Consider the following 15,360-nt stretch of genomic DNA (forward strand, 5'->3'; position numbering starts at 1 on the left):
TCTTTGAGCGTAGCTCAAAGTCTCTCCACTTCTAGCATATTCGCCGCTAAGATCGCAGACATCGTCACCTGCTTGCCATGCATCTTGGGAGGTTGTAACGCATGATTGATGCGCTCATTTTGTTTTTGCAAATTATGTTGATCAATATTGTGCTTAGCGGTGATAATGCCGTCGTCATTGCATTGGCGAGCAAAAATTTGCCGCTTGCTCAGCGTAAGCTTGCGATATGGTGGGGTGCATTCGGGGCTATTGCATTGCGGTTGATTCTGACATTAGTTGCAGTAAGTCTGCTCGATATCCCATATATTCAAGCCGGGGGATCCATTCTGCTGTTTTGGATTGCAATTAAACTGCTTACGGATGATGACAGCCATGCTAATGTGAAAGAAGCTTCTACGCTTGGTAAAGCGATATGGACGATTGTTGTAGCGGATTTCGTTATGAGTTTGGATAATGTTCTTGCCATTGCGGCTAAAGGGAATGGGAATAACACAGTCATCATACTTGGTATTGGACTCAGTATCCCTATCATAATATGGGGAAGTACGTTAGTGATGGAACTGCTGCAGAAATTTCCTATTCTCGTATTTATGGGGGCCGGTATTCTCGGATATACAGCGGGGGAAATGTTCGTTAAAGATGAGAAAATGATTGATTGGCTGCTGCATGATTATGAATCGCTGCATGTATGGATCCCTATTGTGGCGGCTTCGCTCGTTATTATGATCGGCTTAACCTTCAAATGGGTGAAATTACTGCAATTAAAAGCAAGAAATGATTAGAGGATTTGGAGAAACCGCCTAGCTGAAGTTATCAGCGAAGCGGTTTTTTTTTAAGAGGATGTGTTGAGATTCTTAAGTCAAAATGATATCCGGTACAGTAACGAATATGTATGTTAATGCTGTGCCATCTGGACACCACGTCTAGCTTGCCAAAAGCACCATCCATAAATAAGGATGAATATGAGAATTAACACGGTCGAGTAACGGTACATCAGCGCATAACTCCCGCTTAGGTTAGCGAGTGCTCCCAGAACCATCGCTCCTAACCCAATGCCTAGATCATTGGCGGAGAAGAAGGTTCCATTGGCTGCACCGCGGCGATTCGGCGCGGCACGTGCAATGGTCCAAGCCTGCAGCGCTGGCTGCAAGGAACCGAAACCTATGCCATAGCATATCGCTGCTGCGGCCAAGCTAGCTTCAGAGTGAGCATAAGAAAGAAGCAGGAGTCCTGCAAGGGTAAAGAGAGCGCCGGGCAGGAGCACCCACTCGGGTCCTTTGCGATCAAACAGCATACCGGTTATAGGTCTAACAATTAGCACCATGGAGGCATTGCATAGGAAAAACCAACCGACGTTCGAAATGCCGGCTTCGTGTCCGAACAGCGTTATAAAAGTCACAATTCCTCCATAACAGATGGCCGTGAATAGCAATAAAACGGAGGGAAGTATCGCTGTTCTTTCCCATAAACGATCCATAAGCTTCGGCTTTTCTTCCGACTTTTCGAGAGGCAGCGGCTTGGTGTAGGTGATAAAAAGAGAACTAAACAAAGAAAGTAGTGCCAATAGGGTTGAGATTAATAGTACGCGGGGAAAACCATAGGTATGCATCAGCCAAAGGCCTGTAAGCGGTGCAGTTGCCATTGCGAATGTGTTGGACAACCCGTAGTAGCCCATACCTTCTCCGCGGCGCTCAGATGGAATAATGTCAGCTATAACAGTGCCTAAGGAAGTTGTGGACATCCCCCAACCGATCCCATGAACAAAACGGGCAGCAAGAATAAGTGTAACGGCTGCCATATAGGAGTATCCGGCAATGGTTAGCGCACAGATCGCGAGTCCAACCAAAAGCACATGTTTTCTTCCAAACGAATCAAGCGCTCGCCCGGCAAAAGGTCGGGTAAGCAGGGAAGAAATCGTGAAAATGCCAATGACAAGACCGACTTGAACATCATTTCCGCCTAATTGTGACACATGTGTCGGTATCGTTGGTATGAGCATTTGAAAGCTAAAGAAAAGCAGTAAGTTGGATAGAGATGTAATTAGAAAAGCTTTGGTCCAAAGCGGTTTTCTCTTCTTTTCATCTACAAATAACGGTTCCATGTTACCTCCCATATTGTCCATAAGCCAACCTGTTTGACAGAGGAAAAACGGGTTGCACGTGTAGTAGTATGTCCATGCTAAGGAATTTGAACGCAAGTACAACAGCTGCCGCGAATAGCATGAGCCGTTTGCCCGAAGCCGAACGGCGAGGTCGTAAATAGCGCCAAACACCCTAGCAATTTCTCGCCATGTACGATAAACTATTTGTTGAAGGGTGTCGAAGTTGATCCCTTATTGACAAGTGAATTAGGAGGGGATTTGAATGGCTAGAAATAGCTACTCCATTGGTATCCTATTAATTGGCCTGGCCGCCATATTGCTTCTTGGAAAATTAGGTTTTTTCCATGTTCTTCTTTCGTTCTTCTGGCCGCTAGTTTTACTCATTCCTGGGCTGCTGTTCCACGTATTCTTTTTTAACCGATCGCTGCCCGCAGGCGTTCTTGTCCCTGGAGGTATATTATCGACTTACGCAATCATGTTCTTTTACTGCAATATATTTGGGTGGAGTTCGATGAGCTATCTGTGGCCGGGATTCATTCTTGGTGTAGCTATCGGATTGTATGAGATGCACCTGTTCGATCGTGGAAGTGATCGCGGTGTTTTGATAGGTGCTATGGTGCTGGGAATTATTTCAGCTGTATTTTTCGGGTTAACTCTACTAATTCATTTAGGGATCTATGTAATCGCTTTGATCCTTGTCGTGGCTGGACTTGTCATGATGTTCCGCAAGCGAAATGTGTGGTAATTTCAAGCATTTGCTTGTAAAAGTTTTATGTAGAACGGCATTTACCTTGCATAATGTCGAGAAACTGCGTATAATAAGTATAAATGTCAAGCGTCGGCGCTTTCGTCCGACGCTTGTTTTATGAACAGAGACGAAAATTATAGGGTAGAGAGGGTTTGACATTCATGCACGCAAGAGACAAGATTCGCAACATTGCAATTATCGCACACGTTGACCACGGTAAAACAACACTCGTAGATAAATTACTTCAACAATCAGGTACATTCCGCGAGAACGAGGCTGTTCAAGAGAGAGCGATGGACTCCAACGATCTCGAGAGAGAACGCGGTATTACCATTCTTGCAAAAAATACAGCAATTAATTATAAAGACTACCTGATCAACATTGTGGATACACCTGGACATGCCGATTTCGGTGGTGAAGTAGAGCGTATCATGAAAATGGTAGACGGCGTTTTGCTGGTTGTTGATGCTTTCGAAGGCACAATGCCGCAAACGAAATTCGTTCTACGTAAGGCACTGGAAAGCAACCTTTCTCCGGTTGTTGTTGTTAACAAAATTGACCGTCCGAATGCGCGTCCTCAAGAAGTTGTCGACGAAGTTCTTGATCTTTTCATCGAACTAGGTGCTACGGATGAGCAGCTTGATTTCCACGTTGTATATGCTTCCGCATTGCAAGGTACTTCAAGTCTTGATCCTGAGAAGCAAGATGCCAACATGGAAGCTATCTATGAAACAGTCGTCAATCACATTCCGGCTCCAACGGAAGATGTTGATCAACCGCTGCAATTCCTTGTAACATTGATGGATTACAATGAGTACTTGGGTCGTATCGGCGTAGGCCGTGTGAACCGTGGTAAAATTCGTCAAGGCCAAACTGTTGCTGTTATGACACGTGAAGGCGGTCAGAAGCAAGCTAGAATCGAGAAACTTTTCGGTTTCACAGGCTTGAAACGTATTGAGATCGAAGAAGCAGCTGCAGGGGACATCATTGCCATTGCAGGGATCAAAGATATCAATATTGGTGAAACGGTAGCAGATCCTGCGAATCCGGAAGCATTGCCAGTCTTGAAAATTGATGAGCCAACGCTGCAAATGACATTTATCGTAAATAATTCACCATTCGCAGGACGCGAAGGGAAATGGGTAACTTCCCGTAAAATTCGCGAGCGTCTTTACAAAGAACTTGAAACAGACGTAAGTTTGCGCGTAGAAGATACTGATAGCCCAGACGCTTTCATCGTATCTGGCCGCGGTGAGCTTCACTTAGGTATTTTGATTGAAAATATGCGCCGTGAAGGCTTTGAATTGCAAGTTTCCAAACCAGAAGTTATCATTCGTCAAATTGACGGTCAAAAAATGGAGCCGATTGAGCGTTTAATCATCGACGTTCCTGAGGATAGCATGGGTTCCGTTATGGAGAGCTTAGGTTCCCGTAAAGCGGAGATGGTCAACATGATCAACAACGGCAGCGGTAACGTTCGTCTTGAGTTCTTAATCCCTGCACGTGGTTTGATCGGTTACAGAACGAACTTCTTAACGTTAACACGCGGCTACGGGATCATGAACCATGCTTTTGACAGCTATGGTCCATACCAAGGAGCTGGTGTTGGCGGACGTCATGAAGGCGTACTTGTTTCCAGCGAATCAGGCGTATCTACATTATACGGAATCCTCTCCGTTGAAGATCGCGGTATCTTGTTCGTTCATCCGCAAACAGAAGTTTACGAAGGTATGGTCGTTGGTGAGCATACGCGCGACAATGATATTATCGTTAACATCTGTAAGGAAAAAGCGGTAAACAACATCCGTTCCGCGAACAAAGAGGAAACTGTCAAAATGAAAACTCCTCGTTTGTTCTCGTTGGAGCAAGCACTTGAGTATTTGAATGATGATGAATATTGTGAAATCACACCAAAATCCGTTCGTATTCGCAAAAAGATTTTGAACAAAAGCGAACGCGAGCGTGCGGAAAAACACCGCAAAACAGCTGAAGCTAACGTTTAATTCACAAAGTGTTCTAAATATGGGAAATGTGGGCTACAATGCCGCATTTCCCTTTTCCACAGTAGAAAGTGTTCGTTTCGGTAATGCCGAAACATGCTTTCTACTTGGCGATAAAACCTACCTCTAAACGCGGTCGCTCATCCTTGAATGACTCCGATAGAGGTTTTCTCATTTATTTGTAATTTTGAGGGATAATGGTAAATGACTTTACTTTCGAACGAAATGGAGTGTATGTTTTGACTGCCTTGAACGAGTGGTTTGGAAATCACCTGTACATCACTTATCTATTAATCTTTATATTTATGTCTTATGTGTATAACAAAGTTTTCCGGACACGTAAATTACCGGTTCTCAAGACTGCTATCATATATGTGCTGCTGGCCATCGGATCGGTTATGCTGCTTGTTTTTCAAATTGTAGGACTTCCTATCGTGCTTTGCCTGACTGTTGCTATATCGTTAATGTTTCTTGTCCGTATTCGGTATTTCATCGAGAAAAGAAGCGGTAATAAACCAACTTAAAGCAAAAGCTTAGGAGGGTCGAATGACTCGATACTGGTTAACTCCGATTGCAGGCTATTCTCCTCTGGTGTTGGGGGCTGATCGCTTAGACTGCTCTCCGCTCACCAAATTGGAAGCTTTCCGTGAATTGGCGAATGGAAGACACCCCAGATTGCTATCTATGTTTAAAGCTAGTCTTCTGTTAAGCGACGATGAAGAGATCTGTGGCTCAGAGCTCGTAGAACTTGATTTATCGCTTTCTGAGACCGTTGTGTTTGAAGGTGACCCTTTTCATTTGTCGCATTGCGCAGAAGCCTTTCTAGATCGTCTCCTCAAGCGAGAGGAAGCAAGGGACCTTGTGTTATCGTTGGATGACAGCGCTTTAGATGCACAGCAAATTATTTGGAAAAACGAATGGCTTCGTTGGCTGGAGTTAGGCTGCGATGTTATTTTACTTAGAGAGGACGGGCGTTAAAATGAAACTGCAAGACGCCTTTTTTAATTGGCTGCAAATGCATATTGTAAGTCAAGCAAGGCCGGATGACGAAGCGGCCAAAGAGACGCTTGATTTTTTTGCGCTTATTTTGCGTGAAGATCATGGGGTCAGTCAAGTGAGTGTGGACGAATCGGATCGGATGAAAATTCACATCGCCTATGAACAAGAAGGTATCAAGAGTAATCAAAGTTTTGATCGCGAATCGGCAGAAAAGCTGCTTGATGATATTAATTCGAATCCGATTTACAATAATCAATAGACGTTCATGTTGGACGACATAACTTTTTTAAACCGACGTACACTAAAGTATATCTGGCTGAAAAAGGAGTGTTCGCATGAATTGAAAATAGATACATAAGGGTGGAACGCTTGCCACCCGCTATGCTATACTGTAAGTGTAAGGAGCGTTTTCAACCACCTAGTAGGAGGCGCAAACGATATGGCTGAACACAACACAGTTTTACCGAAGCAATGGATAGATCGCGCCCAAATGATGACCGAGCCTGAATATGAGAAAACTTGTGTGAGCCGAGTAACTGTGAATCCAGCCGGCCGAGTTTTTGATGCGATAAAAAAAGCCTAGATCTGCGTATGCAGTCAGGCTTTTTGTTATCTTCGGTAGATTACGGGTTCGGCATCTCCGCCGTATTCGTACCATTAGGTCCTGCATTGTTTGGCGTATTGCGAATATCACGCGGCAGCTGAGGCATAACACGGCCTATGATGTCTGCCATTTGCTCTGCGAATCCAGTAATTGGTCTTCCTGCTTGAACGTTATCCCGAATGTTGCGCAAACGTTGATCTAAGTCCAAATCTGCGGTAACTATGGCATTAACTCCGTATGGATCTTTCTTAAGCGCTTCAGCTACCGAATACTTGACGGTGCCGACTTTCGCTCGATCCAACTCTTTATTAATGTTGATGCCGACAACGGCGGTATTGCCGAAGACGACACAGTGCGCGCTTTCAACCTGAGGGATGCTGGTGGCTAGGTTTTCCAAACGTTCTGCAACAGCCTTCGAATCTTTTATCTCGAGCTTTTGTGGGGCGATTTGTTGAACTTTTACTTGGTTTTGATTCGGATCTTGAGAGGGGGCACCACTTTTCGGCGCTTGACTACAGCCAACCGCGAGGGTCAGAATTACTATAAATACGCACAATAGTCTCACTTGAATCGTTCCTTTCTTTCCTGAATCTCGCGTTTAGTTTGTCCAGCACAGCTAGGTTGTATGTAATCTAATATAACCAATGATCTAACGCCAAATCTGGGAGGGGACACACCAATGAAAAAAATTTACGTGTTGGATACCAATGTACTGCTTCAGGACCCTAATGCTTTATTCGCGTTCGAAGATAATGAAGTAGTCATACCCGCCGTGGTGTTGGAGGAAATCGATTCTAAGAAACGAAATGCGGACGAGATAGGCCGTAATGCGAGACATGTTTCGAGATTGTTGGATGGACTAAGAACCAAAGGCAACTTGTCCGATGGCATCACACTTGATCATGGCGGCAGCATTAAAGTGGAACTCAACCATCGCAGCTTTGCGAAGCTGCAGGATACATTTGCTGAATTAACGAATGATAACCGAATACTTGCGGTCGCGCTCAACTATCATTTGGAAGAGCAGGATAATGAATATCCAAGACCAGTCGTTATCGTGAGTAAAGATACATTAGTTCGTATTAAAGCAGATGTTCTCGGTATACCTGCACAGGATTATTTAACCGATCGCATTGTTGCTCAAACGGATATGTACACAGGATATATTACGTTATACGTACATCCTTCTATCATTGATGAATTTTATTCTTATCGATTCTTGACTGTGACATCGCTTAATTTGGGATATATGCTGCACCCTCACGAATTTGTCATTTTGCGGGATGAGCTAGGTTCTTCTAAATCAGCTTTATTGAAAGTGACGCCCGATGCCAAAAAGCTGGAGCCGCTCTTCATGAGTAACGATCCCATTTGGGGGATTGCCGCGCGTAACGCGCAGCAACGAATGGCTCTTGAGCTCCTGCTCAATGACGAAATCCCGCTCGTCACCCTGACTGGGAAAGCGGGAACAGGTAAGACGCTGCTCACGTTAGCTGCTGGCCTTATGAAAATTGAGGATGATCGTAAATATAAGAAATTGCTAATTGCTCGACCTGTTGTTCCTATGGGCAAGGATATTGGTTATCTGCCTGGTGAAAAAGATGAAAAGCTGCGTCCATGGATGCAGCCGATCTATGATAATTTGGAATATTTATTTGATACCAAAAAACCGGGAGACATTGAAAAAATACTAGCAGGTCTAGGTAGTATTCAAGTTGAAGCTCTGACGTACATTCGCGGACGCTCAATTCCTGGGCAATTCATCATTATTGATGAGGCGCAGAACTTATCCAAGCATGAAGTAAAGACGATTGTATCCCGTGTGGGAGAGGGCAGTAAAATTGTTCTTCTAGGTGATCCCGACCAAATCGACCATCCATATCTCGATGCCTCGAGTAATGGATTAACTTATGTGGTTGAACGTTTCAAGCAAGAAGGGATTAGCGGGCATATCACTCTGGAACGTGGTGAACGCTCGCATCTGGCGCAATTAGCAGCCGATCTGCTTTAAAAATTCGAAGAAGCCCACACCCCCGAGATAGGGATGTGGGCTTCTTTGTGTGTTCTAGGGCAGCAATTCGATTCGGCATCGATAAGCTTTGGCAATACCATGCATAAGTTCTTCAAGCTGCCGATCCACGATGTAGACAGTGTGATCCTGCGCCTGGTATTGAGCGAGGAGGTGCTCTTCGATCTGTAAGGCAGCTTGGTCGATTTCAGCTTGCGGGCTATCTGCCGTAAAGCGGAAGTGTACGACAAGCTTATCGTATAAATAATTATGCTCTGCGCGGCTTGTGAAGCCGTAATCGCTGAATAGATCTGTCAATTCAGCATCATCAGGCAGCAGCCGCAGCTGCATCAGATTCGTTTCAATATTGAAATGAGCCATAACATCAAGTGCGGCAAGCTGTTGTTCTTCATTGCTAACAATAAGCATTTCTTTGTCGCGATCAAATAATTCAACTTTACCTGCGAGAGCTTTAACGATTTGTGCGTAAAATCCAGGTATTTTTCCTTCTGGCAGATCCATCATCAGACCAATTTTCAGTTCCATTCATAGCCCTCACTTTACTTCGTTATCCTCTGCTACTTTACAGGGATAATTTAAGTTTTACAACTGCGATGCCATTCTTCGTCTCTACACTTACGACATCGAGATAATTAACTATTTTTTTGGGGATGAAACCAAGCTGGAATTCTTTCATAAAGTCTTCAATTGTGGTGTCAGGCAGTTGGAAGCCGTTGAATTCAAGTTTATCCACAACAAAGCGGACTTCATTCATGTCGGGAAGTTCCTTCAAGATAAACATTCCTTGCAATGCAATTTGTACATGATCTTTTTTACCTTTTGCAATGATCGACCCATCAGCAAATTCAAAATTCAAATTTTGCAAAAGTTCATTTTTTGAATGGAGATAAGCATTGAAATCCTTATCGCTAATCGTTATAACCGGATTTTTGATAGAAGATAAGTCCATAAATTTACTTTCTTTTGTTACATACTGTGGCAGCTCTCGGAAAGCCGATGATAAACTATTCAAGTACTCACGGAATAAAGGAATGCCTTCTTGTCTCCATTGGTCATTTAAGCTTTTAATTTGGGCTTCTATGACTTGTGCTTGTGTACTGACAGCTAGTTGTTTGTCTAGCTCTTCTTGAAGCTTTACGAGTCTCTCACGCTGTGTGAGGAATTTCTCTTTTGTTTTCTGCAGCTCGACGCGAGAAGAATCAAGTTCGGTTCGCAGGCTTGTCAATTTCTTAAATGATTCGGTGAAAGCTGATAAGGCGCGATGATCATTCGTAATAATCATTTGCAGATACTCGAACATTCGCAATGCATCCGTAAAGGAACTAACGGTAAACAGCAGCATCCAGATCGAATCTCGATCCCCTGTATAATAAGCTCTCAGCACTTTTCCGGCATGTTTTCGGGTGTTATCAACGTTGCTGTTCTGCTTAATGATATCTTGTTCATTTTGTTTGATTTGGGCAACGATGTTGGCATCTTGTTCATTTAATCGGCCTACTTCTTTGTCAATTTCGAAAATGGTCAGCCCTTTTTGGACGAGATCTTTGGATTCGTCTTGTGTTGGGGTCTTTTCTTCTGCTGAGATTGGTTGAAGTGGCAGTGTTATTTGAGTTAGCAATAGTATGGACAACATCATAGCTACGAATTTATATGTCATTGAACGAATTCTCCCCCTAAGAACAGATTATCATATTTCTATTAAATGAAGCACAAAAAAATACTTACCTCTGGGGAAGAGGTAAGTATTTGGCCTTACATCTATTTTTTTGACGGTGTAATTAATTTAAGGATTTCATCAAAGCTTTTAACGTTTTTCGGTATTTCTTTCGTTAATGGAGAAGCTTGATTGATAGCGTCGTAGGTTTGGTGAATGAGGATATGGTTATCCTGCACTTTGCCGTCCAATGTGATGGTGAAACTTACATCAATCGTTTGGTCGCGGATAAAACCAGTGTCATCAATGGCGACAACCATTTTACCCGGAGCTTTGAGCTGAATGAGATTTGCTTGATTTTTTTTGAATTGTTCGGCTTTATCAGCAGTAAGGAATCCATTGTTTTGTAACTGCCCAATAAACTCTGGAAGCTTTGTTTGCAGCAGCGTATTCAATTCTTTTTCATTTTTACTAGTAAGTTCAACGCTGATGGATTTGGCAGAAGATCCGTCTTTCAACTTAACCGGTTCTTTGGCTTCTTTATACCATTTTGGGTCAATCCCGCTAAATATTAGATTACCAAGTGTCGTTGACAATTGAGAAGTATTTTTCAAAGTATCTACCGTTAAGGGGCTTGAACTGTTCTGACTCATTTTTTGTAGATCGATTGCATAGTACTCGTCAGCTGTTTTATTTAATGCTGGCATATTAAAATACAATTTGCTATCTTTAATGAGAATTGGAATCTCAAAAGGGGATGTTGAGCCCTTAGGTGTAATTTTCAAGTCCGTCTGAAACTGGAGTGGATCCACATTGCTAATGCCCTTCCAATCGATTGTGCTTTCTCTGACCAAAGATAACAGCCCGTTCGACAAAGGGTTTGACGATTTCATCAATCCATCGCTTATAGCTAATGTTGTGCTCCCGTCGAAGATGTAAGATTTCATTTCCTTTTGTTTGTTTAGTGATTGTTCGAGTGCTTCTTTGACCTTCGTGTTGTCTGTACAAGCTGTCAACGATATAAGGCTGAACGCCGTTACCGCTGTTAAGGTAATCCACTTCTTTGACATGCTTTGCTGTCTCTCCTTCCATAAATCCTTCTTCATTATAATGGTTTCTCTATGTTTTGTCTTTAAGTAAAGAATTGGAGGGTTCTTCATTGAATCATCAGCTCGGACACCCAGGTGTTGTGACTGCCTTGAAAGAGGCAATTCAGTCAGCAGAATTTCAAGCCATCACGTTCAGAGACTATATGGAAATTTGTCTATATAGTGAGCCCTATGGATATTATCGAAATGAGAGAACAAAAATCGGTAAAAAAGGTGATTTCTACACAAGTTCCTCTATTGGTTCAGTAATGGGGGAAATGGTGGCCTCTTTTATTTGTACGCAGCTGCATAATGAAACTACGGATACAGAACCCGTTCATATCGTTGAATGGGGAGGGGGCAACGGGCGAATGGCCCTTCATATCATGGGTGAAATAAAGCGAACTGAACCCGCCATATATGCTCGGTTAACCTACACAATCATTGAATCTAGCGGTTATCATCGTGAGCAGCAGCGAATACTGCTTGAAGAACACGCCCAAGTTATTCAATTTGCAAGTGAAACAGAATGGTTGGCTCAGGCGCCGCAAGATCAGCTTTATGTTCTTGCGAATGAGCTGTTGGATGCTTTCCCAGTCCACCGAATTCGTTATAAAGATGTGCTTTTTCAAGAGTCCTATGTGAAATGGCAAGAGGAAGAACAAATTTTTCAAGAAATTTGGCTTCCTATCAGTTCCCAACATATATTAGACTTCCTAGAACGTTCCAAAGTTCAATGGCTGGATGGTCAAATAGGGGAGATCAATCTTGATGCTGAGAGTTGGGTCTCACGTGTAGCTGGACGGATCCGAAGCGGGAGCTGCATCATCATTGATTATGGCGATATAGAAGAAGAACTATTCGCTCCTCACCGTTATAGTGGAACATTCATGTGCTATCGCAATCACCAAGCTCAGGATGCCCCGTTCTTCCACCAGGGTGAACAGGATATGACATCGCATGTTAATTTTAGTTCATGCCAATTAGCTGCAAGTCAGAATGGCTTCACACACTGCAAGCTCCAGACGCAACGGGAGTTTCTGGTTGAGCAAGGGATTTTACAAAGGCTTCAAAACCACTATGATCCGAACCCATTCAGTGAAGTGTCTAAGCGGAACCGCTCAATTCGGCAATTGCTGCTAAGTGATCAAATGAGTGAGCTATTTAAAGTATTTATCGCAAGCAAGCATACTCTTCTCAATGAAAAAAAGGTGAGCCGCTGAGTAACAGTCGGTTCACCTTTTTGCTTGTTGTTATTGTTGTGGGGTTTAGACAGACATTTTGAAAAATGACCAATACGTAAATCCGCTGAAGGAAATAATCATATATCCCCAGAACAACAATATGTAAGTTCGTTCTGACAAGCGCATATAGCCTAGAATGACGAATACGGCAGTTTGAAAAAAGAAAATCAGAGACATAGGTATCATATCGCCAGCTAAGCTCATCAGTGCGATAACAAGTGTCCAAAAACCTAGAACCCGAAACATGCGATCCATTCTCGTAACATCCCCCTCTCATACCACGTTGCACTTTAACTACAACACATTATACCGTTTGAAATGAACGGTGTAAACCGTCAAACGGTGACGAAATTGAAAACATTTCATCAGATAGGTGTAGTATGTCTTTTTATCAAGATCCCATGTATGAGTGATAAAAAATTTGGCAATACCATTTAGTATCAAATAGATTCTATGAACTCTAGTACGGGCATAGAAATAATAATAATGGCACGAATCAATTTATCCCTGCTCTCTACGAATTGATTCTTTATTATGATGCATCCCCAATAGGTGAGACTTTGAACTACGCCAAAGATCCCACAGAGGAGAGACTTTGCCTACACCAAAGATCCCACAAAGGAGAGACTTTGCCTACACCAAAGATCCCACAAAGGAGAGACTTTGCCTACACCAAAGATCCCTATATTATGTTAGGAGGTTCGACCATATGTCAGCAATTAGACAAGATGCTTGGAGCGATGAAGACGACTTAATCTTAGCGGAAGTGACACTGCGTCACATACGAGAGGGAAGTACACAATTATCTGCATTCGAAGAAGTTGGAGAACGCATTGGGCGTACTGCAGCAGCATGTGGATTCCGTTGGAACAGTTTTGTAAGGAAAAAATATGAAGCGGCTATACAGATAGCCAAAGCGCAGCGTCAAAAAAGAACGCAGCTCAAAAAGCATGCAGCCGTCTCGATTTCCGGTTCTTCTTCCATTGGACTTCTTGATGGACCTGAGTTATCATCGGGCAAAGTAGAGACATTCACGGAAGAAACATTATCGATCGATGCTGTAATCCGTTTTTTGAGACAATGGAGAAATACATACCAAGATATGAATCGTCATATTAAAAATTTAGAAAAAGAACTGCAAGACAAAGAGGACGAACTAGATAGACTTGGCAGAGAAAACAACAAGTTGAATAAGCAGGTTAATGAAGTAGAGACGGATTATCGTGTTGTGAATGATGATTATAAAGCATTGATTCAAATTATGGATCGTGCTAGGAAAATGGCCTTCCTTGTTGAAGAAGAGGAAGAAGAGAAGCCGCGGTTCAAAATGGATGCAAACGGTAACCTGGAAAGAGTAGATTGAGTTGCCCTCCATCCTTACATATAGAAGCTTCAGAACAAGGAGAGCCCTTGGACTGGGGCTTTTTTGTTGTATAATGGGGATTACAAGAAAAGGGGGGAAATGAGATGCACATTCTGATTGTTGGTGCAGGCTCTTTAGGGCTTCTATTCGCTGCGAAGTTGTCTGCTGTTTGTGAACATATGACAGTTCTTGCAAGATCAAGAGAACAAGCAGATGCGCTAGCTCAGAAGGGGATTGAGTTGGTTGGAACTGCAGAGTCAATTAGGACTACTCGTAGTGGAGTCATAGATTTTCGCTACTATATAGAAGAAGCGGAAACGGCTAATTCAACTTTACATCATTTTGATTACATATTTCTCATGGTCAAACAGCCTGCTATTTCACAAGAACTAATAAACAATCTGAAGTCTCAAATGTCTGAAGACACCTATGTAATAAGTTTCCAGAACGGAATAGGGCACGAAATGAGGTTAGGTGAAGAGCTTGGGCGGGAAAGCTTGCTGCTTGCTGTAACGACGGAAGGGGCTAGACGAGAGAGCTTAACGGCCGTTACGCACACAGGACATGGCGTCAGTTATATAGGAAAAACAGAAGATTCAGACCATACTGTAAATTCAACACATATTTTGTTAGTTGAGATGCTTGAGAAGGCAGGATTTCATACAATGATGTCGAAGAACATCAATGTAAGGATTTGGAGCAAGTTGACGATAAATGCAGTAATTAATCCGCTTACGGCAATTTTACGTGTGAAAAACGGAGATCTGCTGCTCTCACCTTGGACGCGCAAACTCATGAATAACCTTTATCAAGAAGCTCGTTTGGTGGCTACGGCCAAGGGGGTTTTACTACCTGATGAGCTATGGGACACGCTGCTTAGCGTCTGCGAAGCCACAAGCCAAAATCATTCATCTATGCTTCAGGATATTGAACAGTCCCGACGTACGGAGATCGATCATATTAACGGAAGTCTAGTGAAAATGGCAATAGAATTAAATCTTGAGATTCCGACTCACCAAACCGTTTACCAATTAGTGAAAGCCCTTGAATAAGTAGGTGATTCTTAATGATGAATGTACTAGCCAGTTGGATATCCACGATATATGCAGCCTTAGCAGTGGCGCCGTTTATTACGTTTATCCTTTTGTGGTTTCTAGTTTTTGTTTTTCTTAGAGATAAGAAAATGACAACAAGACTTACCATGGATGTGACGACGTTATTTCTGCTAGGCTCTGTTTCTTTGATGTGGAATCAACTTTTTCATACGAATTTTGGTTTCTGGCTAATTGCGCTCGTGCTGCTCATCGCTTTTGGAATCATTGGTGGTTATCAGACGCATTTGAAAGGGAAAACAGAATTATTAAAGGTTAGCAGAGTAGTATGGAGACTTAGTTTTCTGGGTCTATCAGCACTTTATATCTTGCTATTTTTCCTGCATATAGGGAGAAATTATATATTTTCGACCTAATCAAGACAAGTTTGTGGAAATATTGTGAATAAATCAATTTTTAGCATGTGTTTGTAATATTT

The 15,360-nt window shown here is 42.8% G+C and carries 18 protein-coding genes; 12 read left to right on the forward strand and 6 right to left on the reverse strand.

The window, feature by feature from the left end; all coding sequences use genetic code 11:
- Positions 1-101: 101 nt before the first annotated feature.
- Positions 102-782, forward strand: coding sequence for a TerC family protein (locus tag NYR53_RS14075; RefSeq protein WP_261305741.1), 681 nt, complete (start codon positions 102-104; stop codon positions 780-782).
- Between the two features lie 113 nt (positions 783-895).
- Here NYR53_RS14075 and NYR53_RS14080 read toward each other — a convergent pair whose 3' ends face one another.
- Positions 896-2,101: an MFS transporter gene (locus tag NYR53_RS14080; protein ID WP_261305742.1), complete on the reverse strand. Its 1,206-nt coding sequence runs from the start codon at positions 2,099-2,101 to the stop codon at positions 896-898.
- 262 nt (positions 2,102-2,363) lie between these two features.
- On the opposite strand from NYR53_RS14080, the gene NYR53_RS14085 reads away from it, so the two are divergent.
- From NYR53_RS14085 to NYR53_RS14110, 6 genes are all read left to right on the forward strand, one after another.
- A complete protein-coding gene (locus tag NYR53_RS14085) occupies positions 2,364-2,846 on the forward strand; it encodes a hypothetical protein (protein ID WP_261305743.1) in 483 nt (160 codons plus the stop codon).
- Between the two features lie 164 nt (positions 2,847-3,010).
- Positions 3,011-4,852, forward strand: coding sequence for a translational GTPase TypA (gene typA, locus NYR53_RS14090; protein ID WP_261305744.1), 1,842 nt, complete (start codon positions 3,011-3,013; stop codon positions 4,850-4,852).
- Between the two features lie 245 nt (positions 4,853-5,097).
- Positions 5,098-5,373, forward strand: a complete 276-nt coding sequence (locus NYR53_RS14095) for a YlaH-like family protein (protein ID WP_261306369.1) — start codon at positions 5,098-5,100, stop codon at positions 5,371-5,373.
- Positions 5,374-5,395: 22 nt separating this feature from the next.
- Complete coding sequence (locus NYR53_RS14100) at positions 5,396-5,827, forward strand: hypothetical protein (protein ID WP_261305745.1); 432 nt, start codon at positions 5,396-5,398, stop codon at positions 5,825-5,827.
- 1 nt (position 5,828) lies between these two features.
- Positions 5,829-6,107: a hypothetical protein gene (locus tag NYR53_RS14105; protein WP_261305746.1), complete on the forward strand. Its 279-nt coding sequence runs from the start codon at positions 5,829-5,831 to the stop codon at positions 6,105-6,107.
- A gap of 180 nt (positions 6,108-6,287) precedes the next feature.
- On the forward strand, positions 6,288-6,431 hold the full coding sequence (locus NYR53_RS14110; RefSeq protein WP_261305747.1) for a hypothetical protein: 144 nt from the start codon (positions 6,288-6,290) through the stop codon (positions 6,429-6,431).
- A 40-nt stretch (positions 6,432-6,471) separates the two neighbouring features.
- Here the strand turns inward: NYR53_RS14110 and NYR53_RS14115 are convergent, their stop codons facing one another.
- A complete protein-coding gene (locus NYR53_RS14115) occupies positions 6,472-7,017 on the reverse strand; it encodes a YhcN/YlaJ family sporulation lipoprotein (protein ID WP_261305748.1) in 546 nt (181 codons plus the stop codon).
- A 114-nt stretch (positions 7,018-7,131) separates the two neighbouring features.
- On the opposite strand from NYR53_RS14115, the gene NYR53_RS14120 reads away from it, so the two are divergent.
- On the forward strand, positions 7,132-8,463 hold the full coding sequence (locus NYR53_RS14120; protein ID WP_261305749.1) for a PhoH family protein: 1,332 nt from the start codon (positions 7,132-7,134) through the stop codon (positions 8,461-8,463).
- 54 nt (positions 8,464-8,517) lie between these two features.
- On the opposite strand, the gene NYR53_RS14125 is transcribed toward NYR53_RS14120, so the two are convergent.
- The 3 genes from NYR53_RS14125 to NYR53_RS14135 all read right to left on the reverse strand — a co-directional run bounded on the left by NYR53_RS14125 (position 8,518) and on the right by NYR53_RS14135 (position 11,205).
- Positions 8,518-9,006, reverse strand: coding sequence for a hypothetical protein (locus tag NYR53_RS14125; RefSeq protein ID WP_261305750.1), 489 nt, complete (start codon positions 9,004-9,006; stop codon positions 8,518-8,520).
- Between the two features lie 37 nt (positions 9,007-9,043).
- Positions 9,044-10,138, reverse strand: a complete 1,095-nt coding sequence (locus tag NYR53_RS14130; RefSeq protein WP_261305751.1) for a coiled-coil domain-containing protein — start codon at positions 10,136-10,138, stop codon at positions 9,044-9,046.
- A 101-nt stretch (positions 10,139-10,239) separates the two neighbouring features.
- Positions 10,240-11,205, reverse strand: coding sequence for a hypothetical protein (locus tag NYR53_RS14135; protein WP_261305752.1), 966 nt, complete (start codon positions 11,203-11,205; stop codon positions 10,240-10,242).
- Positions 11,206-11,294: 89 nt separating this feature from the next.
- Here NYR53_RS14135 and NYR53_RS14140 point away from each other — a divergent pair, with 89 nt between their 5' ends.
- Positions 11,295-12,446: a class I SAM-dependent methyltransferase gene (locus NYR53_RS14140; protein ID WP_261305753.1), complete on the forward strand. Its 1,152-nt coding sequence runs from the start codon at positions 11,295-11,297 to the stop codon at positions 12,444-12,446.
- A 45-nt stretch (positions 12,447-12,491) separates the two neighbouring features.
- Here the strand turns inward: NYR53_RS14140 and NYR53_RS14145 are convergent, their stop codons facing one another.
- Positions 12,492-12,722 (reverse strand): DUF2626 domain-containing protein, encoded by a 231-nt coding sequence (locus NYR53_RS14145; protein ID WP_029196536.1) that lies wholly within the window; start codon positions 12,720-12,722, stop codon positions 12,492-12,494.
- A 454-nt stretch (positions 12,723-13,176) separates the two neighbouring features.
- Between NYR53_RS14145 and NYR53_RS14150 the strand changes: the two genes are divergently transcribed.
- The 3 genes from NYR53_RS14150 (at position 13,177) to NYR53_RS14160 (ending at position 15,298) form a co-directional block, all read left to right on the forward strand.
- Positions 13,177-13,830, forward strand: coding sequence for an RsfA family transcriptional regulator (locus NYR53_RS14150; protein WP_261305754.1), 654 nt, complete (start codon positions 13,177-13,179; stop codon positions 13,828-13,830).
- Between the two features lie 104 nt (positions 13,831-13,934).
- Positions 13,935-14,882, forward strand: a complete 948-nt coding sequence (locus tag NYR53_RS14155) for a ketopantoate reductase family protein (protein ID WP_261305755.1) — start codon at positions 13,935-13,937, stop codon at positions 14,880-14,882.
- A gap of 14 nt (positions 14,883-14,896) precedes the next feature.
- Complete coding sequence (locus NYR53_RS14160) at positions 14,897-15,298, forward strand: DUF3397 domain-containing protein (protein ID WP_261305756.1); 402 nt, start codon at positions 14,897-14,899, stop codon at positions 15,296-15,298.
- Positions 15,299-15,360 lie beyond the last annotated feature (62 nt).

The sequence above is a fragment of the Paenibacillus andongensis genome, from assembly GCF_025369935.1.
In the GTDB taxonomy this organism is placed as follows: domain Bacteria; phylum Bacillota; class Bacilli; order Paenibacillales; family NBRC-103111; genus Paenibacillus_E; species Paenibacillus_E andongensis.